The 19,000-nt window shown below is 42.7% G+C and carries 34 protein-coding genes; 3 read left to right on the forward strand and 31 right to left on the reverse strand.

Translation table 11 applies throughout. The features are described from left to right. Window positions 1-16: 16 nt before the first annotated feature. The 31 genes from AC0TWI_RS10705 to AC0TWI_RS10855 form a co-directional block, all read right to left on the reverse strand. Window positions 17-1,768, reverse strand: coding sequence for a terminase large subunit (locus AC0TWI_RS10705; protein WP_488126340.1), 1,752 nt, complete (start codon window positions 1,766-1,768; stop codon window positions 17-19). Continuing rightward, window positions 1,765-2,154, reverse strand: a complete 390-nt coding sequence (locus tag AC0TWI_RS10710; protein ID WP_488126341.1) for a P27 family phage terminase small subunit — start codon at window positions 2,152-2,154, stop codon at window positions 1,765-1,767. Before AC0TWI_RS10710 ends, AC0TWI_RS10705 begins: the two co-directional genes overlap by 4 nt. An 86-nt stretch (window positions 2,155-2,240) precedes the next feature. Then, window positions 2,241-2,531 (reverse strand): HNH endonuclease, encoded by a 291-nt coding sequence (locus AC0TWI_RS10715; RefSeq protein ID WP_488126342.1) that lies wholly within the window; start codon window positions 2,529-2,531, stop codon window positions 2,241-2,243. A 30-nt stretch (window positions 2,532-2,561) separates the two neighbouring features. After that, the gene (locus AC0TWI_RS10720; RefSeq protein ID WP_488126343.1) at window positions 2,562-2,837 is read right to left on the reverse strand and encodes a hypothetical protein; all 276 of its coding nucleotides are present in this window, start codon (window positions 2,835-2,837) and stop codon (window positions 2,562-2,564) included. A gap of 9 nt (window positions 2,838-2,846) precedes the next feature. Continuing rightward, window positions 2,847-3,365, reverse strand: coding sequence for a hypothetical protein (locus AC0TWI_RS10725; RefSeq protein WP_488126344.1), 519 nt, complete (start codon window positions 3,363-3,365; stop codon window positions 2,847-2,849). Window positions 3,366-3,589: 224 nt separating this feature from the next. After that, the gene (locus AC0TWI_RS10730; RefSeq protein ID WP_488126345.1) at window positions 3,590-3,988 is read right to left on the reverse strand and encodes a hypothetical protein; all 399 of its coding nucleotides are present in this window, start codon (window positions 3,986-3,988) and stop codon (window positions 3,590-3,592) included. A gap of 49 nt (window positions 3,989-4,037) precedes the next feature. Continuing rightward, a complete protein-coding gene (locus tag AC0TWI_RS10735; protein ID WP_488126346.1) occupies window positions 4,038-4,220 on the reverse strand; it encodes a hypothetical protein in 183 nt (60 codons plus the stop codon). A 30-nt stretch (window positions 4,221-4,250) separates the two neighbouring features. Beyond that, the gene (locus tag AC0TWI_RS10740) at window positions 4,251-4,790 is read right to left on the reverse strand and encodes an ERCC4 domain-containing protein (protein WP_488126422.1); all 540 of its coding nucleotides are present in this window, start codon (window positions 4,788-4,790) and stop codon (window positions 4,251-4,253) included. Between the two features lie 112 nt (window positions 4,791-4,902). Continuing rightward, complete coding sequence (locus AC0TWI_RS10745; RefSeq protein ID WP_488126347.1) at window positions 4,903-5,331, reverse strand: hypothetical protein; 429 nt, start codon at window positions 5,329-5,331, stop codon at window positions 4,903-4,905. Window positions 5,332-5,621: 290 nt separating this feature from the next. After that, window positions 5,622-7,952 (reverse strand): phage/plasmid primase, P4 family, encoded by a 2,331-nt coding sequence (locus AC0TWI_RS10750; protein ID WP_488126348.1) that lies wholly within the window; start codon window positions 7,950-7,952, stop codon window positions 5,622-5,624. Between the two features lie 40 nt (window positions 7,953-7,992). After that, on the reverse strand, window positions 7,993-8,181 hold the full coding sequence (locus AC0TWI_RS10755; RefSeq protein ID WP_488126349.1) for a hypothetical protein: 189 nt from the start codon (window positions 8,179-8,181) through the stop codon (window positions 7,993-7,995). Between the two features lie 22 nt (window positions 8,182-8,203). After that, the gene (locus AC0TWI_RS10760) at window positions 8,204-8,527 is read right to left on the reverse strand and encodes a MazG-like family protein (protein ID WP_488126350.1); all 324 of its coding nucleotides are present in this window, start codon (window positions 8,525-8,527) and stop codon (window positions 8,204-8,206) included. An 82-nt stretch (window positions 8,528-8,609) separates the two neighbouring features. Then, window positions 8,610-8,870 carry a hypothetical protein gene (locus AC0TWI_RS10765; protein WP_488126351.1) on the reverse strand — a complete coding sequence of 87 codons (261 nt, stop codon included), beginning with the start codon at window positions 8,868-8,870 and terminating at the stop codon, window positions 8,610-8,612. Further along, window positions 8,870-9,229 carry a hypothetical protein gene (locus AC0TWI_RS10770; protein WP_488126352.1) on the reverse strand — a complete coding sequence of 120 codons (360 nt, stop codon included), beginning with the start codon at window positions 9,227-9,229 and terminating at the stop codon, window positions 8,870-8,872. The genes AC0TWI_RS10765 and AC0TWI_RS10770 overlap by 1 nt, the downstream gene beginning before the upstream one ends. A gap of 180 nt (window positions 9,230-9,409) precedes the next feature. After that, a complete protein-coding gene (locus AC0TWI_RS10775) occupies window positions 9,410-9,649 on the reverse strand; it encodes a hypothetical protein (RefSeq protein ID WP_488126353.1) in 240 nt (79 codons plus the stop codon). Then, the gene (locus AC0TWI_RS10780; protein WP_488126354.1) at window positions 9,646-10,221 is read right to left on the reverse strand and encodes a hypothetical protein; all 576 of its coding nucleotides are present in this window, start codon (window positions 10,219-10,221) and stop codon (window positions 9,646-9,648) included. Before AC0TWI_RS10780 ends, AC0TWI_RS10775 begins: the two co-directional genes overlap by 4 nt. Further along, on the reverse strand, window positions 10,214-10,735 hold the full coding sequence (locus AC0TWI_RS10785) for a hypothetical protein (protein WP_488126355.1): 522 nt from the start codon (window positions 10,733-10,735) through the stop codon (window positions 10,214-10,216). Before AC0TWI_RS10785 ends, AC0TWI_RS10780 begins: the two co-directional genes overlap by 8 nt. A gap of 35 nt (window positions 10,736-10,770) precedes the next feature. Beyond that, the gene (locus AC0TWI_RS10790; protein WP_488126356.1) at window positions 10,771-11,757 is read right to left on the reverse strand and encodes a DNA-methyltransferase; all 987 of its coding nucleotides are present in this window, start codon (window positions 11,755-11,757) and stop codon (window positions 10,771-10,773) included. Between the two features lie 50 nt (window positions 11,758-11,807). Further along, the gene (locus AC0TWI_RS10795; RefSeq protein WP_488126357.1) at window positions 11,808-12,041 is read right to left on the reverse strand and encodes a hypothetical protein; all 234 of its coding nucleotides are present in this window, start codon (window positions 12,039-12,041) and stop codon (window positions 11,808-11,810) included. Window positions 12,042-12,126: 85 nt separating this feature from the next. Beyond that, on the reverse strand, window positions 12,127-12,594 hold the full coding sequence (locus AC0TWI_RS10800; RefSeq protein ID WP_488126358.1) for a DUF669 domain-containing protein: 468 nt from the start codon (window positions 12,592-12,594) through the stop codon (window positions 12,127-12,129). Continuing rightward, on the reverse strand, window positions 12,594-13,310 hold the full coding sequence (locus tag AC0TWI_RS10805) for an AAA family ATPase (RefSeq protein ID WP_488126359.1): 717 nt from the start codon (window positions 13,308-13,310) through the stop codon (window positions 12,594-12,596). Before AC0TWI_RS10805 ends, AC0TWI_RS10800 begins: the two co-directional genes overlap by 1 nt. A gap of 21 nt (window positions 13,311-13,331) precedes the next feature. Next, window positions 13,332-13,682, reverse strand: a complete 351-nt coding sequence (locus tag AC0TWI_RS10810) for an organic solvent tolerance protein OstA (protein ID WP_488126360.1) — start codon at window positions 13,680-13,682, stop codon at window positions 13,332-13,334. A gap of 16 nt (window positions 13,683-13,698) precedes the next feature. After that, the gene (locus AC0TWI_RS10815) at window positions 13,699-14,178 is read right to left on the reverse strand and encodes a siphovirus Gp157 family protein (protein WP_488126361.1); all 480 of its coding nucleotides are present in this window, start codon (window positions 14,176-14,178) and stop codon (window positions 13,699-13,701) included. Then, window positions 14,178-14,651: a hypothetical protein gene (locus tag AC0TWI_RS10820; protein WP_488126362.1), complete on the reverse strand. Its 474-nt coding sequence runs from the start codon at window positions 14,649-14,651 to the stop codon at window positions 14,178-14,180. Before AC0TWI_RS10820 ends, AC0TWI_RS10815 begins: the two co-directional genes overlap by 1 nt. A gap of 175 nt (window positions 14,652-14,826) precedes the next feature. Beyond that, the gene (locus tag AC0TWI_RS10825; protein WP_488126363.1) at window positions 14,827-15,045 is read right to left on the reverse strand and encodes a YqaI family protein; all 219 of its coding nucleotides are present in this window, start codon (window positions 15,043-15,045) and stop codon (window positions 14,827-14,829) included. A gap of 36 nt (window positions 15,046-15,081) precedes the next feature. Beyond that, window positions 15,082-15,270, reverse strand: coding sequence for a hypothetical protein (locus tag AC0TWI_RS10830; protein WP_488126364.1), 189 nt, complete (start codon window positions 15,268-15,270; stop codon window positions 15,082-15,084). Continuing rightward, on the reverse strand, window positions 15,267-15,578 hold the full coding sequence (locus AC0TWI_RS10835; RefSeq protein WP_488126365.1) for a hypothetical protein: 312 nt from the start codon (window positions 15,576-15,578) through the stop codon (window positions 15,267-15,269). The genes AC0TWI_RS10830 and AC0TWI_RS10835 overlap by 4 nt, the downstream gene beginning before the upstream one ends. A gap of 31 nt (window positions 15,579-15,609) precedes the next feature. Then, window positions 15,610-15,780 carry a hypothetical protein gene (locus tag AC0TWI_RS10840; protein ID WP_488126366.1) on the reverse strand — a complete coding sequence of 57 codons (171 nt, stop codon included), beginning with the start codon at window positions 15,778-15,780 and terminating at the stop codon, window positions 15,610-15,612. 13 nt (window positions 15,781-15,793) lie between these two features. Further along, the gene (locus AC0TWI_RS10845; RefSeq protein ID WP_488126367.1) at window positions 15,794-16,009 is read right to left on the reverse strand and encodes a hypothetical protein; all 216 of its coding nucleotides are present in this window, start codon (window positions 16,007-16,009) and stop codon (window positions 15,794-15,796) included. A gap of 15 nt (window positions 16,010-16,024) precedes the next feature. Beyond that, window positions 16,025-16,345, reverse strand: coding sequence for a DUF771 domain-containing protein (locus AC0TWI_RS10850; RefSeq protein ID WP_488126368.1), 321 nt, complete (start codon window positions 16,343-16,345; stop codon window positions 16,025-16,027). A 17-nt stretch (window positions 16,346-16,362) separates the two neighbouring features. After that, window positions 16,363-16,545, reverse strand: a complete 183-nt coding sequence (locus AC0TWI_RS10855; RefSeq protein WP_488126369.1) for a helix-turn-helix domain-containing protein — start codon at window positions 16,543-16,545, stop codon at window positions 16,363-16,365. A gap of 351 nt (window positions 16,546-16,896) precedes the next feature. Between AC0TWI_RS10855 and AC0TWI_RS10860 the strand changes: the two genes are divergently transcribed. Genes AC0TWI_RS10860 through AC0TWI_RS10870 form a run of 3 tightly spaced genes read left to right on the forward strand, consistent with a single transcriptional unit; the run spans window position 16,897 to window position 18,798 of the window. Beyond that, window positions 16,897-17,208: a helix-turn-helix domain-containing protein gene (locus tag AC0TWI_RS10860; RefSeq protein ID WP_488126370.1), complete on the forward strand. Its 312-nt coding sequence runs from the start codon at window positions 16,897-16,899 to the stop codon at window positions 17,206-17,208. A 5-nt stretch (window positions 17,209-17,213) separates the two neighbouring features. After that, window positions 17,214-17,693, forward strand: a complete 480-nt coding sequence (locus AC0TWI_RS10865) for an ImmA/IrrE family metallo-endopeptidase (RefSeq protein WP_488126371.1) — start codon at window positions 17,214-17,216, stop codon at window positions 17,691-17,693. 1 nt (window position 17,694) lies between these two features. Continuing rightward, the gene (locus AC0TWI_RS10870; protein ID WP_488126372.1) at window positions 17,695-18,798 is read left to right on the forward strand and encodes a site-specific integrase; all 1,104 of its coding nucleotides are present in this window, start codon (window positions 17,695-17,697) and stop codon (window positions 18,796-18,798) included. Window positions 18,799-19,000: the final 202 nt, after the last annotated feature.

Below are 19,000 nucleotides of genomic sequence, written 5' to 3' on the forward strand. Positions count from 1 at the left end.
ACTCACCCCTTTCAAATCAGTTGCTCAGCCACTTATTTGCTGAACTGGCACGCTCTAAATTTTTGAGCATTTGCATACAAGAAAAAACAGCAGCATCGAAAACGTCAATCCGCTGTGTATCTAAAACTTTTTCATATTTGATTGCGTCATCGGTTTGCTCAATCCCTCTGACGTTTTGCAGACAATATAAAAAGGCTTCAGAACCGAGATAATAAAAATTCCCGTCCTTAGCCTTTGTTTCGATTCGTCGGAAGCCTTCTGATTTCAAGTAGAATAGTTGTGGCGTGTCTTCTATTCGGAAACCTTCTTTTTTCATCGTTAAGAAAAATTCTCGTCCGAACTTTCTATCGAAGCCTGTCTGTTTTATTCGGAATTTCATTTCCCGCATTTTCATGAACCATTTAACTATCTCTTGATAGTCGACAATCGGGTTATTTGACATGGTGAGCCAACCGTCATCCTTCCACCCAAATAGAGGAATGTTATCCACATCCGCTTTCTCATGCGCGGCTACAATAGGGAAAAAGGCATGTGGGATGACTATATCCATCCCTCTGTAATGGCCATAAAGGGCAGTTGCTGTTAAATCATGTCGCTTGGATAAATCCGCGCCTCCGTACCAGTCAATCGGTAGGTTGGCCAATACTTGCAACTTTTCTTTCAATGTTTTACCTGTCAGCTTCAGCCGTTCTTCACATTTGGCATTAGATAAAATAAATTCATCCGGATTAAAGTATGCCTTCATAGCAGATGTATATATGTTCAAAGACTTTGCTAAAAACGCTTTTCTTTGTTGCGGATCGTTTTGAGCTTCAATAGCGTCGCTCATTAATTCAGCAGCAGAAACGGAAACATTGTAATTGGGATTCGCTTTTTCGTGTTCGATTGGATTCGTATAATCAACATCGCCGTTTTCATCTTCATCTGCTTTCGTGATAAAGACGAAAAGCTGCTCGTCTTTTGCGGATCCATCTAAAACCTTCTGGCAATATTTCATCCGGTTAAAACAGAAACTATTCGGATTGTCTCCAGCTGTCGTGATGCCGATGCAAAGGCTGTTTCGGTAAGCTTTGCCAGATTCACGGATAGTATTGTACTGGCTGGCATTTTTATAAAGGTGCAGCTCGTCCAATATTTGAATGAGAGTATTCAAACTGTCCATCCGATCACTATTTCCAGCGATCGTCTCAATCCTCATATAGCCATCCCCGAGGTTTCCGCTGATGCTGTGCTCCTGGTTGTTGTCGAGAATACGGAAATTTTCCGCCTCGCCCATTTCTTTCAAATTGTAGAGGAGGAAGTTGAAACTTTGCATTGCTTGTTTCAGTTGTGCGCCTACCACAATTATTTCAGCACCCGATTTTCTCTCAAGCAATCCGAGCCCCCAGGCAAGAGCAGACATGAAAGGGGTCTTCCCTTGTTTCCGAGTTAACATGATAAATGCTTCTTTGTATTTTCTCAGGATTGTCCCCTTATGGTAGAATCCCAGCAAATTATAGACTGTGAATTTCTGCCATGGTTCCAATAAAAAAGGCTTACCTCTCAGCGGGTAGCCATTCATGTCTTCGCCTTTTTGATGCACGAATGTTTTTTCTATGATCCTTATAACAAACTCAGCATTTTTAGGATTGAAATCATAGTTAGGGTTTTCCAAATCACGAAAAAACCGCTTGCACATTTGTATTGTTTCTTTGCATGCGACTTTCTTGCCCTCCACAATTGAGGTGGCATAGTTGAAAACAATGTCTTGATTAATAAATTTGCTCACGGATCCTCACCCAGTGCCTGAACCAATTTGGATTGTGGTTTTTCAGTCTCTTTTTTACGAACCGGAACCTCTCGTTTTTTTACAGACTCAAATGATTTCGGATTAATACAGAGTAAATTTGAGTATGTTGCTAGATCTTTTCGCAATGATTCCATCGCAGAATAAATCGGTGTCTTTCTATCATTTGTTGCGCCAGCCTTGTTGGTATACTCAGTTGTAATTTGATAACCGGATTCTTCAAATTGCTGTTCAAAAGCTTGGTACTGCGCCAGCATCCCGACATAAACATCAATTGTGTGTTCAAAGTTCTCACGGTAAACTCCCAAATGTTTCATGTCAGCAACTACTCTGTTTTTCAATTGTTTTTTCGATAATAACCTTGCCAAGATACTGGCACACCCCCTTTTGAAAATTTAATTAGTCGTTCTATTGGAAAAGGCTCCACTCACCGGTCTAAGGATACGTGAAATTGTCAGATAATTAGAGGGGGGGATAACCGGGTCTTTTCCTTCCACCGTAACCCCTTCTCTGTTAATGCGTCCGTTACTCTGTCATGCATCTGGTTGTGACAAGGACCACAAAGGCTTAATAAGTTTGCAAGAAGTAAACGAAACTGTGGGTAGTCTAGCAATGGATAGATATGATGAACGGTTGTCGCTGGCGTTGTTTTGCCATATCGTTTACACTCTCTGCATTCGTATTGATCTCGACGTAATGCAAGATCACGTTTGCGAAGCCATTGTTTAGTCTTATAGAACGACATTTGATTCACTCCAAATAAAAAGACACCCGATTAAACGGATGCCTCTCGCTTATCAATCATGTCTGCCTTCAGCTTTGCCATGTACTCTGATAGCTTTGCCTTACGCTTGATGTATCTTTCGTGCAGCTTCTTGATCTCCTGCTGCTCTCTCCTGACGTGTTCATCCACAACATACGAGATGAACTCTGACTCGCAATGCGGACACTGGATGTATGCCTCAGTCACTTTGCCAGGATGATTGCGTTCCTTCACCTGCAGATTAAATGGCTTGTTGCATTCGTCGCATGATATGAGTGTACCTTCCACAATCTCACCTCATTCCGTTTCTTCTATATCTCCATCCGGATAGATCGTGTAGCTTTTTAATAACATGCCGGAACCAATCGTGGCAGCGTCGTGTTCTTCTTTCTCCACACGTTCGTGAACCTCTGCGGTGATCAGGCCGTTCATCTTTCTTACGACCGTCGTAGTGTTATTCACGAAGTTGATGATGTAATGAATCTCGTCATCCTTCATGTACAGATCATGATAAGACAGAAGGTATTCTTCAATGTTCGCATTCTCTGACAGTCTGGTCTTTTTCCATTTGCCTGTCTTGTCATTCAGAACCTTGCCAGGCTTCGACTTTGTCAGCTTCTTGAAATCCTTGTCGCTCTTGCCGATGATCTTGTCCTGGTCTTTCATGTCATCCCATTCACTCGGATCGGATTCTTTCTCAACTGCTGCCGGTTCCGCTTCTTTCTTTGCCGGCTCATCCACTGGCTTTCCGTCTTTATATTGCACGCATCCGGAAAGCAATACTGCTGCAGCGATTAAGAGCATCCATTTTTTCATGACGCAATCCCCCTACATGATTGTTTGTAGGTTAATTGTCTGTCATATGGAAGATTAATGCAATATGTCAGTGTATAAAATACCGCCTGCTGCAAGACAGGCGGCTTCGTTAAGGAGGCTTTCTGTACGCTAAATCCTCAGTTCTTTATGCTATTACTATATCGCGGTTTTACAATGGTTTCATTCAGTGTCTTTTGATTATAATTTAATGAAAACTAAATGAATTATTCAACCGCGCTAAATTCTTTCAGATATCCGACAACCTTCATGAGCATAGCGTGTTTGTTATAAATCGTGCCTTTGCTATAACCGAGATCATCAGCTATTTCATCGAACGTTTTCCCCTCGATGTATCGACCGTATAAAATTTGATGGTCCACTAAATTAAATTTCTGAACCATCCGTTTAATATCGAAAAGGTCATTCATTTTATGAGCCAAGTTGAATTCCATGGCTTCGATTCTTTCTTCTAATCCGGATGCTATCGAATCCTCTGCAAGTCTGACTTTCTGCAGATCGCCACTGGTCCAGCGATACAGTTCCCGTTTTGAACGGACGAGATCGTTTTCCAACTGCATAATTTCTATTTCAATTTCTCGATAGTCTTTCAGCCAATCGAACATCTTGCTCACCTGCCTTTGTTATTGCATTACATTTTCTTCGAAATGTGTATCAGTCGTATTCGAAAGCAATAATGTTTGGTAGAACGAAAGTTATACTCTTTCCGCATTCTAGTTTGATTGGGATAGTCCAGTTAGCCCCCCTTGCACCGGCAGCATCAATGGCGTTGTGAACATTTACTGCATCTTCACCCTCGAATAAAAATTGCTCTTTTGTTGTATAAATTCTCAACATTTTCTTCACTCCTTATGTCACATCATCCGTCTAAAACGCCCCACGTTTTAAATGCTCCCTCATCTGATAATAAAAATGATGATAGATATAGTTGCCACTGTATAGCTTGTCCAGGAACACAATGGAGAAATTGTATCGGGCTTCGAATGTCTTGAGCGTACCGAGCAACGCTTTCGGGTCATATCTCGATCGGTACTTACCTTTCAGAATCGCTTCATATCCGTCCTTGTCTTCCACAATCAAGACAAAGGGATTCTGGCTGGCCCGGATCAATTCATTTTCAAATGCTGTGCGTGTGTCCTTCTGCAAGTTGCCTGTGATTTCGTCGATATGAGCTTTGCGTTCAATGCAGCTGTTCAAATACAAATCACGTTGAATGCCGAGATCCGGATTGGCTGGGATCATGGCCGAGTAATCGCCGGTTTTCAACGCCTGTATTTTGATGGGAACATTCTTGCTGCGTAAATAGTCGAGTATGTGCCCATTCACATTCTCACGGGTATCAACGACAATCGTCATCGTCTTAAGTATTTTGTTCAATTCTGTTTCAGTATAATGGTAACGGATCACCTTGCTTACTCCCTTCGTTTCTGTCATGCCCAGCGCTTCATTTTTGGCGTTTTAAATCATTTTGAATACTATGAGTCTATTTCGACTTAAAACGCCTAGAAACGCTTCTAAACTACTTATTTCGACTAGCCCATGAAATGGCACGTTCGTATAATATTTTTTTCATTTTATTTGATTCATCATTTTCATACTGCCGGTAATCTTCGTAAATATCTTTCCATCCATTCCTGGCCAGCACGCACATCCAGTCATCAAAATAGATAAGATCCGCATCAACGGAAAGTAACCATTGATTTAATTTCTCGTTTTCTTGCCAGCCGCAATGATGATGGATCATCTTCCTGATGGTGATATTTTCAGCAGATTCATTTTCCCAACTTTTATACCAAGCATCGATCTGGTCGAAAATTGGTCCAGCTGCTTCCAATACTTCCTTTGGTACCTGATTCGCATTTTTCAACGCCAGCCGTCCATCTGATTCATCACGGTAAATTTCAGCGCCGGATTTCCATATAAATGATAAAACTCTCAAAACTTGCATTCGATCACCTCAGTTATTGAAAGTTACTGAAAAAGGCCATAAGTTACCGAAAGTTACTGAACAATAACTGCATTTAGCCTTAGAGCCTCAAGGGTTTGAGCCACTTTAGTTATTATAATTATCGGGAAAAGGGTATTACTGCTCCTAATATACTTATATATATTATTTTATTTTTTTAGTTATATAGAAAACCAATAACTAAAATAACTAAATAACATAAAAGGTAACTCTAACCCTTGATACTACTGACTTTATGAAAAGTTATTAAAAGTTACTGAACGCCGGAAAAGTTATTGAGTGAGCTTAAAAAAGCCCTTTTCTTCGTTTTCAGTAACTCCTTTAGTAACTGGTGCGCGCTCTTTCAAGGTAATTCCTGTTAAAAATGTCTTATTTCCACTTCCTTTTGTCTTTCCGTACCCTTTTGTTTCCAGCATGCGGTATAAGGACCGATTCCCCAAAGTGCGCTCACCTGATTTGAAGCACCAGTTGTCATAGACCTTGTACAATTCCTTTGCTTCAATCATGATTGCTTCATTTTTCGGTTCATCGATATAGCAAACTTCATTGAGGAAAGGAGCCAGAATGTCCATATCCTCCTTGTAATTGCCTGTTGCATCTGCTACGACCTTTGGCTCTTTCAATCCCGACTGCTGCCACTTCAAGCAGCCTTCCACAAGCCAATTGAAGATGCCCGGCATTTCGAGCGATAATTTCTCTTCTAATTTCTTGTCTCGCTGATGTGGCTTGAGACTCAAATTGAACGGTATGATTTTCACACGCCGCCAGATTCCATCGTCCACTCCACCAATAATCGGCTTATGATTTGTCGTGAAGAAAACTTTGAATTCCGGAATGTACTCGAAAAACTCTTGCCGTAGGAAGCGGGCCAGGATCGGCTCGCCCCCTGTAATTGTTTTGACAAGTGACTCCTGGAGTTTTTCTCCTTCTTCCGATTCCACTGCAGAAACAAATCTCGCATTGGCTAACCTGGCAATATCATTATTCGCGCCAGTATCTTTTTTCTTGATAAAAGTGTCGGAGTTAGTTTGAAGACCGTAATCACCCATTATTTTTTTGATCGTATTCACAAACGTCGATTTTCCGTTGGAGCCTCCACCTACCAGGAAATACATCGATTGCTCTGAAATATCGCCGGTAAGGGAATATCCAACTAATCGCTGCATGTACTCGATCAGGTCTTTGTCGCCCAAAAATATTTGATCCAAGAATTTCAGCCATGTCGGGCATTTTGCTTTTTCATCGAATTCTATGGCTGCCATTTGAGTAATTTTCAGTTCACGATCGTGCGGCTGCAGCTTGCCTGTTTTCAGATCAAGAATCCCGTTTTCGACGTTGAACAAATATTTGTGCCGGTCAAATTCCCCTCGTTCACCCGGAACTAATGGCATCAAGTCTTTGATACTGTTCATCCGGATGTTCCGGCGTTCGCACATTCTCGCCCATTTCGTTTCCGCCTCATCCTCCGATTTATACAAACCGCGCAGCACTTTTGCGGTAATGCGCTCGATTTCTTTTTTGTTATCGAACTTCCAACGCTTGCCGTCCCATATCAGCCAGCCCATGTCATCTACATATTTGATGGTATGGCCGTATTCATAAGCGATCCGTTCAGCATTTCCAAGTTCGGTGAGACGAAACTTCTTTTTCGGCTTTTCCTCTGCAGCTGCATCACCTTCCAGGAAGTCGAAGGAAAATTCATCGTATTGCTGCTGGTCCAATATTGTGGAAGTTGTGGAGGAAATGGCTTCCGCAATCGTCCGTTCTCCATATGTTTCATTCGTCTCCCGGAAATGGATGACGTCCCATTTGTCACGCAGCAGACCGGTTTCCCGAAACATGGCATCCATGCGCGTGGCTGATTTACCGGTCCAGAATGCCAGGTAATTGCACAATGCCAGATCGCTGGACGAGTGATCACCGTTTATCAAATTGCCGTTGTAGAGCGCGCGAATCTCATCGCCACTTTTCGAACGAAACATTCTTTCCCACAGTGCTTCATTTGATATTTTTATATCATCTTTTTCAAAGTCGGCCAGATTGACGCGGCCCTGTATGTCGCTATCATCAAAATACTTTTCAAAGACCTCCGCCAGCTCATCGGTCCGATCGTAGACATCATTCGAATTTTCGCGGTTGCCGGTAAAGGTGAAATAACGGCCGTAAGAGTAGATTTCCAAACCATGTTTCGCATTTTTACGGCCCGTACCCATAACATTCTGTGGAAGGCCACCCTTGATGATGATGTGCAGCCCTTTACCACTTGGAGAAAATTCCGTGTAGCTGTCCAATGTATCGATGATTTCTGTTGCGAAGGCATTCGGCTTGCCATCCACAACACAGTTATCTATATCAATGCCGATGTAATTGTCCTGCCTGCTAAATACAAAGCCGATGCCGTCATAATTGTCTTGCAAGTAAAATTTCACTGCTGTTGCAAAAGTGGACCAAGTACGCCGGTTGTTTGCCTGAGCCAATTCACCATCGACCTGGTACGGCACTTTTGTATAGCGTCCACCCTTTTTTTCACTTCGCCAAAGTATCCATTGAGGAAGGGCTTTTAACTCAGCGGGGATGGCATTAAAATCATAGGAATCCTTCATTGCTGCCCTCCTGTTTTTTGCTTTGTGTTCGTACTGTTCATTATTTATTTTTGACTGCACCTTGTATATCTTTTTTAGTTAGGTTAAGGATTGCCAAGAAATCTTTCATGCCTGCGATATAACCTTCTTTATAACTTGGGTCTTCTTCTGCAAATTCTTTATCCCAGTCGGTTTCCATCTCCAATATTTCTTTCGCTTTTGAAGGCGTAATTCTAATATCCAATGCCATTCACATCCTCCACATTATTTGTCTACTGCTGATTACTTAAATCCTCTTCTTTTACAAAAACACCGTTTATCATCTTGCCTTTACGGTCTTTGATTTCTTCGAATGCGGCTTCTACACATGCCTCAATGGTTAAGCCTTCTTGTAGTGAGAGAATGGTCAATACGACAAATATGTCACCAATGGCATCTGACGTAGCCCACTCGTCACCCCGTGCCATCGCGGCGCATAACTCACCGAACTCCTCACCAAGCTTTAAAATTTGCTTGGTGGGATCGGCAGTGTGTAAATTTCTTTCCTTGGCCCATTGTTCGATTTTATCTGTGAGTTCGTTCATTTTTTCTGTCATTTTGATACTCCTTGCTTATCCATTTTCCGAATCAGTTCAGCAACCATTTCCGGTGTAACTGGATTGTTTGCAATGATGTTTTTCACTCCGATTCACCTGCCTTCTTTTTGTCTGCCCGCCTTAGAATTTCATCGAATACCGCGTCCGCGTAGTCCCAATCATGAAAAATATTGTGATAAATCCGGACAGTCTCCCATCCTTTAACGCCGCCGACGTCCTCCCAATACCATTTATGGATTTGGATTCTTGCAGGGCGAGGGAGCGCGTTGCCGGTCTGTCTCATTTCCATGAAGTGCCGGCTGCCGTCTTTATAAAAACCGGCGCTGCGGCTTCTGTGCTTCATTAGGGTTCACCTGCCAGGGCTTGCTTTATCTCTATGCATAGTCCAGTGATTTCGTTGTCGTGGTCAGTATTTCGGCCGCGAACTGTAAAAAGCTGATTCTGTACGCTTTTCAACGCTTCCCGCAGACGGGCGTTTTCTTGTTTCAACATTTCATTTTCACAAGGAGTAATGTCATTTAAATCGACTATCTCCTGATTCCGTGTTTCCAACTCCTGCACTCGTTCGATGAGGAAGGCCATATCGGAATTGATTCGCGGAAGGTTTATAACATTACTTCCAATGTCAGCCGTGTAAGCAACTAAACCTTCGTGATTCCGCTTTATCCGTTGCAAACGTTCTGCATTCGTTTCAGTTGTCATTTTTTCACCCCAAGAAACTTATTTAACTCTGCCTGGGTCTTATTCGTTGGAAATATTGTCTTTGCAGACACTTTCGCTAATGTAGTAATTGCGTCGCGATGAGCCGTTCCCATAGCAACTAAATATATGTTTCCGTCGATTTCCATAAGGACGTTTATAGTGGCGTTCTCCACACTGATTTTAGTTGTCATGGGATTCACCTACTTTCATGTAAGGGAAGCCCAGAACTGCCGAATCTAAAGAGACAAAGGTAAATGTGCTGTTAGGGAATTTTCCGTTTATCAGCTCTGTCAATTGTTCTCTGCGGTCATAGTATGAAATGTCATTCGCTAACAAAAAGTCGATTTCGCTATAATACTTTCCTGACGGTTTGAAATAAGTCACGTTTACCGGAAGCCAATTAGTTTTCTCGTTGCTCATTCCTCCCCACCCCCAAACTCAACGGCAGATTCGACCGGATAGAATTTTCTTACGATACCGCTCTCATAGTTGTCTTTAAATACATGCATATCGAAAGCATCTTCGATAGTGTAGTGACATCCGATGACAGAGTATTTATCCCCGAATTTTACTTCCCCCGGCTTCCTGCCGATCTTCGCCCACACCCGCCGTTCCTGCTCGGCTTTGATTTCTTCGGGAGTCTGCCGCTTCAGTTCTGGAACAGGCATCCCGCCAGTTCCGCCGTCACTCCATGGCCTACAAATTGCGGAATTGCCACAAAATCTTTCAATTGTCCCGTAAATCCACTTTCCTTCAAAATTTTTATATTTCACCGGATCCCCAATCTTGTATTCTTCCTCTTCAACCTCAAAGCTCCCTGGCTCGTACAACAGGCGGGCCATGACATCTACAGGAAGTCCTTTCAATGGCTCGTATGCATCATTAAAACCTCTAGCGCCGTGTACTACAAACTCTTCCATTCTGTGCCCATTCCGTCTGTATAACCTGAGCGCTTCCGCCTGCTCCTGAGTAATCTTGATTTTTTCAGCCATTCTTTTTCCTCCCTCTCTTAATCAATTCACTTCTTTTTTTATCAATTGGAGTAGTCGCTGCCTTCACTGGATCCATACCGTCATAAAGTCGACGGGAATACTGTTTCAATGTCAATCCATTCTTCAAGGCCAACCTACGGAGAGGATCTCTCGGTTGACCGACTGGGACGGTAACTGCCTCTTCTGCTGTCCAAAAGTATGAGTTAATGCGCTGATAAACATTATCGCGATTGATACCGTTTTTCTTTCCTTCCTCGTAAATTTCCTCTGGAATAATGGCATATCCGTTTTCGTCGAATTCAACTTCTAGTATTACGGGATCATCTTTTTCCACTTCTAACACTTCGGCTGTCATGCATCGTTCCGGCCTCTTTCTGGCAGCCAGTCGTTTCTTACCAGTCGGCGTGGTCATCCACTTGATGTATTCCGGTGTAACTCCCAAATGGGAAGCACATTCTTCAGCTGTTCCCATACAGATTAGGTCATCGCCTTTATAGACTGCATATTCTTTCATTTCCTCCCACCTCCTTAAATTGAATCGCATTCGCTTTACAATGAATTAATAAGCTCCAGCTGCACATTATCCAGACGCTTTTCCGCAATCTTGATATATTCCGGGTTAAGTTCGATTCCGACGAATTTCCGTCCATACCTCAGAGATACAAGTCCTGTCGTTCCGGATCCGAAGAATGGGTCCAATACTATTCCGCCTTCTGGGGCGCCGGCTAAAATACATGGCTCGATTAAGTCTTGCGGAAAAGTTGCGAAGTGGGCCTCTCTTAGTGGCTTAGTAGAAACATTCCAAACAGATCGCTTATTCCGTTTTGGTCGAATTGCCCGGAATGCTTCGTCTCCATACTTCCCGCCAAATGAACCTCGCTTTTTATCTTCACGACGATTATTCTGCGGCGGCCCAAATGCCCCTCGAGATCCCCGAGGAGGATCGTCGATCGGACGGTAAATCGCTTGTTCCTTGATAGCCTCATGGTCGTAATAATAAGACGGTGATTTCGATAGCAGAAAGATGTATTCATGTGATTTTGTTGGGCGGTCGGTTACGCTCTCCGGCATCGGATTCGACTTGCTCCAAATGATGTCCTGGCGTAAATACCATCCGTCAGCCTGTAGAGCAAAAGCGACCCTCCATGGCAGACCAATTAAATCCTTTGGTTTAAGCCCTTCTACACTTTTTGCAACTGAAACAATACCGTGCGTTTGTCCAGCTGATTGCATATGATTATTACCTGGATTCCCTTGCCCATCTGCATTTCTTCCCCGACCACTCCCGGCGTAAGAATCTCCAAGATTCAGCCACAATGTCCCATCATCCCGGAGCACCCTTTTTACCTCAGCGAACACTTCAACGAGGGTCATTACATACTCGTCAACTGAGCTTTCTAAGCCGATCTGCTCATCCACCCCATAATCTCGCAATCCCCAGTATGGAGGGCTTGTGACAACAGTATTTACAGCCTTATCCGGAAACGCTCGGAGCACTTTGAGACAATGACCTTGATAGATTTTATTGGACTCCATTTCCCACCCTCCTTCTACCGAGTAACCTTCCACCCTTGCTGAATCCGTGTCTACGCTTTTTCAAGTTTCTTCCGGCGCATTACAACCGTATGTTTTTGATAATCTGCCCTATGGTCAAACGCCCTCTTACTCCGTCCAATTGAGTCAGTCTGTTTGTAGATGGTTTTTGTTTCTGATTGTTCAGCCCGAGAAACGACTTCAAATCCTCTTCCAATCAGATCGTTGACTCGCCGGTCAACTTCTTCACGATTTACACCGTTGATTTCTGTGTAAAAGTAGCTCATTCCGTCATCCTTTCATGCTCGAAAGTCGATTTTTGGGTATAAAAAAGAGAAGTCCGTAAAAACAGACCTCTCTATGAAATTTTTATTAGAATGGTAGATCTTCATCGCCAACTTGGATTGGTGATCCTACCTGGGCCGGTGGATTTACAGCCGAAACATCATAATATTTGGCTTTAGCAGCGGTACGTTTCTGCCCATCTTTTGTATAATCTTCATGCTTGACCGTAATGCATAGGTGTTTATTGATTAACTGATTAGCCATATCCTGCGCAGAACTGAACGGATGGCCATTCGGAAACCCGCATGCCTTAATCAATGAATTAACAATCCTCACAGACACTTCATGTTCAAATGTGAAAGTATTGTAGAGTACCTTTGCGCCCTGATGTTTTTGCGGCACATCACTTCGAATTTCAAAATCCACATTTAATTTATCTTTACCGGCTTGCGTTTTCCCTGCTTCTGCATTCAAAATGGTCGCTTCATACTTTCCTTCCTCGACCAACTCAAATCCTGTACCAACGTTTTCTTCATCAAATTTGAAAAATGACATTATTGTTTTCCTCCTGTAGTTTCATTATTTGTGGAAGGCAAAAGGAAAATATCATCCTGTTTGCATCCCTTTCGGTTGTCCAATTGGTTCTTTGCATAAATGCTGTTTGTACCCTCTAACACAAAACCACGTTCACCTTCTTGATTAATCATCAAGCGACCGACGACATCGCACAGACCGAGTACATTATTCAAGATCTTGCCGTTAATTTGCGGATACGATCGATTGTATTGCTGGCCCTCTGCTGTCGTATAAAGGTCCGTTGTTTCCCATGCCGTAAATACGATGCGATCGGCTAGATTCTTCATCCAGCGAAAACTATTGACCACGCGGAACTGCATCTTTTGATAGTCACCTTGTGCGGGAACACCTTGGTTACGGCCAATGAAGCCAAGATGTGATAACAAACAACGTTCCAACTCCGATACATTGTCAATTGCGATATTGTCGAACTGTCCTTTTATCGTTTGAAGATGTGTCAATAATGCTTCCCAATACTCCCAAGTGTTTTGATTGTCGACGTAGATAATTTCAATGTTCTTTTCGCCTTTCAACACTTGTGAAGTTCTATCAATATCAAGCACTAATGTTTTACCTGGGAGAAAGCGCAATGTATGTGTCTTGCCCATGCCTGGATTCGCATAGAGTAAATATGTTTTTCCTTGCTTCACGATCTCAGTTGCATTTTGAGTGCTGAAATCAAATTGTTGTGTCAAGCCTTCCACACTCCTTTTCTATTAAAATGGCAAATCATCAGACGGATCTTCATCTGTATTGCTTTCAGCCGGTTTCACTGATGCACTTCCATTCTTATCAACCGAATACTCGATGCCTTCATGCACTTCCTCGATGTTCATCTGACCTTCGGGAACATCGTCCTTTTCTGGACGTTTTTCCATTTCTTCTTTAGCCGTACTGTATGTGCGTTCCAAATCCACTAGGTAATAAAAACCTTTCGAGTTATGCTTTTCATGGATTTTTTGCATTGTTAATGCTTCATCTTGTTTAGCATCGGCAACAATTTCTTCTGCTTCTTTATGCGTATCCGCATACCAACGTTCTTTTTGATGAAGTAATGATTTCGCCATTCTTACATTCCTCCCATTATCGAATCCGTAAAGATTCGCCTTGTGTAATTTGTGCACCAGCCACTTCTTTTCCGGACTTAATCAATTCCATAATTGCTTTTTTATCGATTGTTGGAGCAACAGGGACAAGAAACTTTTTCGGGATCAATGACTCGTCCACAACTTTTAATGCAGGTGGATTCTTCTGAATGGTGAATGTGAATTTCTCCCCCTGAATCTTCGTATCTCCTGTGGAGGACATGGCATCCTGCATAGACAATTTCATGCGCTTGATTCCGTTCTCCATTGCTTTCCGACGATCAGCCAGTCGCTTTTCCTCTGCTTTCAGACCTTCCACATCACTTTCAATATTGCGGATGACCATCGCATAAGATTCAAGTTTTTCTTCAAGAGCGCCCTCCACAGATTCAAGAGTATCTTCCAGCCCTTCTGCCCCTTCTTCAATCATCTGTTGGATTTGAGCATATTTGCCTTGCAATTCGTAGAGAGTAGCCATCATTCGCCCTCCGTTTCAGCTGCAGCATCTTTCGCGTAAAAACCTTCATGATAGGCTTTGACTTCTTCAATCGCGTCAATAATGCCGAATACACGCTGTTGCAAAAGCTTGTATTCTTTCTGCTTGTCCAAGAATGGTAGTCCTGCAAGTTGATTGCCTTGATCGTCTTCCATTGCCTCAATTGCAATTTCAGTTAGCTTTTCATTTTCTTCTTTATGCATTTCATCAAGATGTTCAATAAGTTCCTGGTGTTTCTTTTCAAGCTTTTCTTCGATGGAAGGATATTCAAGGCATTCAGCTAAGTTCACAGTTTTCTGATCCGTATCTGACAAACCATAATAGTTTTCGTCATAGTAGCTCTCATATGAACTTCCTTTTAAAACCTGTACACTAGTTACCAAACCGTTATTGAAAGACAGTGACATATTCACAACTGGCAATCTCTCACCATCAACATTCAAATAAACTCTCATTCCGTTTCCTCCAATTTGTGATATAGTTAAATCAAGATATTTTTTCTCAGGGTCCCATGTTGGCGCATGGGGCTTTTACTTTCTCTTTAAGAGCGTAAAGATTCCCGCAAACAGGATTTCTCGGCGCTTTTCTTCCGGCGTCATTGCCAACCATTCAGAAACTTTTACCTTCAACCTACTCACCCCTTTCAGCTGTCGTAAATTCAAATCCATACTTCTTGGCCAGGTACTCGGGTAGATCATCCTTGAAGAGAATTTCATCAAGTCCTGGATCAATGACGATTTCAGCTCCGACTTCCACAATCTCACCTTTCCAGTCACAGCCGTACTTAGTGTCCATATGCGCCTGTGGATGACCATACTGACGAATCTGAGTTACTTTCGGATCTTCCACACAATCACCTCCCTTCAATGTGGTCAATTGCCGCGCTTACCACTCATCCGACCAATCGAACATATCCGCCAGACTTTCTCCCCTCTCATAGCCCCATTGCCCCCTCGATGCAAGCCGTTGACCAGCAGAATTGTAATCAGCCCCACACTCACAAGAACAGGTGAAGCTGCCATCAAGAAAAACTTCCCGCTTACAATCCTCACACTTGATAATTTTGATTTTCATTTTTTGTCACCCACCAATCTCCAAGAAATTAGTAAAGCATCGGGACGCTTTGATAGCGAAAGCGGTCTTTGAAAGTACGAGCAAACATAACCAGCCGACAACAGATATTTCTTAATAACTTCGAACTCATTCAAAGCTTCTTCGCTCTCCAGAGGAACCATTATCGAACCCTTGCCCTCCAATGCCGCCTGTTCTATATCGCTAACCACCTTGTTAAATGTTGCTGAGTTCATAACCGACTCCTCATAATTTTTCCGCGAGACTTCGGTAAGATCCGCCATTTCTTTTGCCGTTGGTATCTTCAACATTTTTAAACTACCTCCCTATAAAGTTTTTGATTTAATTTGGTCGGAGTGGAACAAGCCATTTTTTATGAAACCGGAGCCTCTTCCCTTTTTTGCTGACTACAAGCGCGTAGTCCCCGTCATCTTCGACTATTTGAACGCACATTCCATTCCATTTAGAAGAGCGGAAACGTTTTGGGACTTGCACAACGTATTCAATTGGCATACGCTCACCCTCCTCAAAACACCCTTGCTTCCGACACTGTTCTGTACATCTGCATAACAAACGGATTAGCTTTTTCAAACTCCGGCTTACGGAGCATCGGAATATCGTAAGCACCTTCCATATCGTCCATGAGTGCTGCCAGCCTCCTGTGTTTCAGATCGCTGTTTGCCTTGGATGCCATGATCTCCTTGAACCGATTTGTCCAGCCCAACATTTCACCGGCTTTCATTTGACTACCTCCCTATTAAACTTTGAAAATCCTACTGAAATTCTTGTCTAAAAATGCCGCCATGCTTTTTGCATGAAAGGTCCATACTTGACCTTTTGATTTCGGATAAAAAACGAAACCGCCGCGATCTGCGTCCAATTCATTTCGAAATTTAGTCGGAAAGAGAATGTTCTCTTTTAACCAATCGCTTTTCTTGCCTGTACGATCTTCCAAATCACGCATGTTCCAGTAAACGCCAGCCAATTCGTTCGACTTCAATTCTTCAAACTCTACTTTGCTGATGAGCACATGGTCGGCCGGAATCGGAATGGACAAGTTTACGTTGAGTTGCTGCATAAGAACGTCCTCCTTCCTTAGACATTCAAAATCTTACGGATGTGCTTAATGTGCTCTTGGGCTTTTGGTCCATCCTTCCGACCGTTGATGATGTCAGATAGATAAGCACTTGAAATTCCCAGCATCTGAGCCAACTCCTTTTGACTCATTTTTTTCTTATATAGTTCTGAACGAACCAGAATGCTCAAATCTTGTGGCATGCTTCATCCTCCTTTCATTTCCGTTTGATTTGAGTACACCGTCATTGGCTCGGTGTCACAGCGCATCGGTGAATTTTCAATTAGCTAATTTATTCGCTAATTCTATTGACGTCATTTAGCGTAAATGCTATTATCAAGGCATAGCTAAATAAGACTCCAAAAAGCCTACATATAAACATTTGTCCGTTCCCCAACGAAAAATGCGTTTGTCTGTGGTTGTCTTTTTTGCGCTCTTTTTAGCGAATAAAGAAGCTTATGAACACAGTATATTAGCGCATACGCTAAATGTCAACAAATAAATAGCGCAAATGCTAAAATGTTCTTTCATGGGCTCACGAAAGGTTGATATAAGTGGGTTTAGTCGACAGAATAAAAAATTTGTGTGATGCAAGAAAAGTATCTATCGCGGAAGTTGAAAGGAAAACTGGCATTTCAAATGGCCAAATAAGAAGATGGGATGGTTCTTCGCCTAAAACAGAAAATGTCCAAAAAGTCGCTGATTTCTTCAATGTATCTGTGGATTACCTTCTCGGCCGCACAGACGAGCCTTACATAGAAACTATTGCTGCCCATCACGATGGTGAAGAATGGACTGAAGAAGAACTTGAGGAAATTGAACGCTTCAAAGAATTTGTCCGCATGAAGCGAAAAGGTCGGGAGTGATTTGCTTGCCTTACGAGAAATTACTACAAGAAGCATTTCAACAAGGCGTCGAAGTGTTCGAGCAGCCTATGCACCCAAAAAACAAAGGACTCTATAGCGATAACATAATCTGGATCAACAAGCATCTGCCTACTATAGAGAAAGGCTGTGTGCTGGCCGAGGAGCTTGGGCATCACCATACAAGCAGCGGTGATATTATCGATCAGTCGAAACTCATGAATCGTAAGCAAGAAAGGCGAGCGCGTACTTGGGCATACAAAAAACTGATTCCTCTGACAAGTATTCTGGAAGCCTACAAAGCCGGCATCCGCAATCGTTATGAATTGGCGGCGCATTTAGGAGTGACAGAATCTTTCTTAGAAGAGACTCTAGATCGATATAAAGAAGAGTATGGTGTTTCCACAATCGTCGGTGAGTACCTGGTCTATTTCGAACCGCTAATCGTATTGCGAAAACGAAAACTGACTATGGAAGGAAGTAGTTAGAATGGCATCGTTTCAGAAGCGCGGAAAGACCTGGCAATACACGGTGAGCCGTACTATCAATGGAAAATCGCATCCTCTCCGAAAAGGAGGCTTCAAAACAAAAAAAGAAGCACAGATAGCGGCTGCAGAAGTAGAGGCTGATCTGCAGAAAGGAATTGTAACTAAAGCAACGGACATCACCTTGCCGCAATATTTTCGGGAATGGATAGATATTTACAAGAAAGATATATCTCACGTCACTCGGAAACGCTATATAGACACACTACGGACGTTAGAAGCTGCATTCAAAGGCAATCCCTTACAAACGATAACCAAACGTCAGTATCAGGCATTTTTGAATGATTACGGGGTAGGTCGAGCGAGGGAAACCACCCGCAAATTAAACATTCATGTGCGGGCCTGTGTACGCGAGGCGATGGATGAAGGAATTATCCGGGTTGATTTTACTCGTGGAGCCATCATAACTGGTGACGTCCCAGCAAAACGTCCAGAAGAGAAGCATTTGAACTATGAGGACAGCAAGAAGTTGCTGGCGGAATTGTACAGACGTCTGCCCCGAGCCAACGGGTATTATGCCCTTTTGCTCGCGTTGACGTCCGGAATGCGCTTTGGTGAGATTGTGGGCCTTACCCGCAATGACTTTGATTTTGTCAGAAACGAAATTAGTGTAAACAAAACTTGGGATTATAAAAACGGTGTAGGATTTGGCGAAGTGAAAAGCGTGACGTCTAATCGGGTTATCCAGATGGACACAAAGACGATGGCTGTTTTCCGACAGATGTTTGAAAATACACCAAACAACATACACCGGCTTGTATTTTTCAGCCCGCAATCAAAAAACAAAACCATATCAAATAATGCTGTGAATAAACTGTTAAAAAGTGTCCTAGATGATCTAGGCATCGAGCCCATTACTTTGCATGGCCTGAGGCATACGCATGCCAGCGTGCTGCTATATAAGAAAGTATCCATTTATTATGTGAGTGAGCGTTTGGGGCATTCGGACATCGAGACAACCATGCGCCACTATGCTCACGTAATCAAAGAAATGAGGGAAAATGATATGAAAGCAACTATTGATGTCATGGGAAGAATGTATGTGTAACAATTTTACACAAATTTTACACACAGGAAAGTCAAAAAGCTGTAGTATCAACGTTTAAACCTTACATATCAACGCCTGCCGAGGGCGTCACAGACTTAGGTTAAAAAAGGCTTTGGAGCGCTGACTTTTCAGCATTCCAAAGCCTTTTTCTGTTTTCAGGTTTGCAAATTTTACACATGCATAAACCTCCTCAAGTTTAAAA

The organism is Lederbergia sp. B243.17 (assembly GCF_057657925.1).

Bases quoted from the DNA above. Each gene is read 5' to 3' on its own strand.
- AC0TWI_RS10715 (WP_488126342.1), bottom strand. From the start codon at position 2,531: ATGTCGTTCTATAAGACTAAACAATGGCTTCGCAAACGTGATCTTGCA.
- AC0TWI_RS10725 (WP_488126344.1), bottom strand. From the start codon at position 3,365: ATGAAAAAATGGATGCTCTTAATCGCTGCAGCAGTATTGCTTTCCGGA.
- AC0TWI_RS10730 (WP_488126345.1), bottom strand. From the start codon at position 3,988: ATGTTCGATTGGCTGAAAGACTATCGAGAAATTGAAATAGAAATTATG.
- AC0TWI_RS10735 (WP_488126346.1), bottom strand. From the start codon at position 4,220: ATGTTGAGAATTTATACAACAAAAGAGCAATTTTTATTCGAGGGTGAA.
- AC0TWI_RS10745 (WP_488126347.1), bottom strand. From the start codon at position 5,331: ATGCAAGTTTTGAGAGTTTTATCATTTATATGGAAATCCGGCGCTGAA.
- AC0TWI_RS10750 (WP_488126348.1), bottom strand. From the start codon at position 7,952: ATGAAGGATTCCTATGATTTTAATGCCATCCCCGCTGAGTTAAAAGCC.
- AC0TWI_RS10755 (WP_488126349.1), bottom strand. From the start codon at position 8,181: ATGGCATTGGATATTAGAATTACGCCTTCAAAAGCGAAAGAAATATTG.
- AC0TWI_RS10760 (WP_488126350.1), bottom strand. From the start codon at position 8,527: ATGACAGAAAAAATGAACGAACTCACAGATAAAATCGAACAATGGGCC.
- AC0TWI_RS10765 (WP_488126351.1), bottom strand. From the start codon at position 8,870: ATGAAGCACAGAAGCCGCAGCGCCGGTTTTTATAAAGACGGCAGCCGG.
- AC0TWI_RS10770 (WP_488126352.1), bottom strand. From the start codon at position 9,229: ATGACAACTGAAACGAATGCAGAACGTTTGCAACGGATAAAGCGGAAT.
- AC0TWI_RS10775 (WP_488126353.1), bottom strand. From the start codon at position 9,649: ATGAGCAACGAGAAAACTAATTGGCTTCCGGTAAACGTGACTTATTTC.
- AC0TWI_RS10780 (WP_488126354.1), bottom strand. From the start codon at position 10,221: ATGGCTGAAAAAATCAAGATTACTCAGGAGCAGGCGGAAGCGCTCAGG.
- AC0TWI_RS10785 (WP_488126355.1), bottom strand. From the start codon at position 10,735: ATGAAAGAATATGCAGTCTATAAAGGCGATGACCTAATCTGTATGGGA.
- AC0TWI_RS10790 (WP_488126356.1), bottom strand. From the start codon at position 11,757: ATGGAGTCCAATAAAATCTATCAAGGTCATTGTCTCAAAGTGCTCCGA.
- AC0TWI_RS10795 (WP_488126357.1), bottom strand. From the start codon at position 12,041: ATGAGCTACTTTTACACAGAAATCAACGGTGTAAATCGTGAAGAAGTT.
- AC0TWI_RS10800 (WP_488126358.1), bottom strand. From the start codon at position 12,594: ATGTCATTTTTCAAATTTGATGAAGAAAACGTTGGTACAGGATTTGAG.
- AC0TWI_RS10810 (WP_488126360.1), bottom strand. From the start codon at position 13,682: ATGGCGAAATCATTACTTCATCAAAAAGAACGTTGGTATGCGGATACG.
- AC0TWI_RS10815 (WP_488126361.1), bottom strand. From the start codon at position 14,178: ATGGCTACTCTCTACGAATTGCAAGGCAAATATGCTCAAATCCAACAG.
- AC0TWI_RS10820 (WP_488126362.1), bottom strand. From the start codon at position 14,651: ATGAGAGTTTATTTGAATGTTGATGGTGAGAGATTGCCAGTTGTGAAT.
- AC0TWI_RS10830 (WP_488126364.1), bottom strand. From the start codon at position 15,270: ATGAAAATCAAAATTATCAAGTGTGAGGATTGTAAGCGGGAAGTTTTT.
- AC0TWI_RS10835 (WP_488126365.1), bottom strand. From the start codon at position 15,578: ATGTTGAAGATACCAACGGCAAAAGAAATGGCGGATCTTACCGAAGTC.
- AC0TWI_RS10840 (WP_488126366.1), bottom strand. From the start codon at position 15,780: ATGCCAATTGAATACGTTGTGCAAGTCCCAAAACGTTTCCGCTCTTCT.
- AC0TWI_RS10845 (WP_488126367.1), bottom strand. From the start codon at position 16,009: ATGAAAGCCGGTGAAATGTTGGGCTGGACAAATCGGTTCAAGGAGATC.
- AC0TWI_RS10850 (WP_488126368.1), bottom strand. From the start codon at position 16,345: ATGCAGCAACTCAACGTAAACTTGTCCATTCCGATTCCGGCCGACCAT.
- AC0TWI_RS10855 (WP_488126369.1), bottom strand. From the start codon at position 16,545: ATGCCACAAGATTTGAGCATTCTGGTTCGTTCAGAACTATATAAGAAA.
- AC0TWI_RS10870 (WP_488126372.1), top strand. From the start codon at position 17,695: ATGGCATCGTTTCAGAAGCGCGGAAAGACCTGGCAATACACGGTGAGC.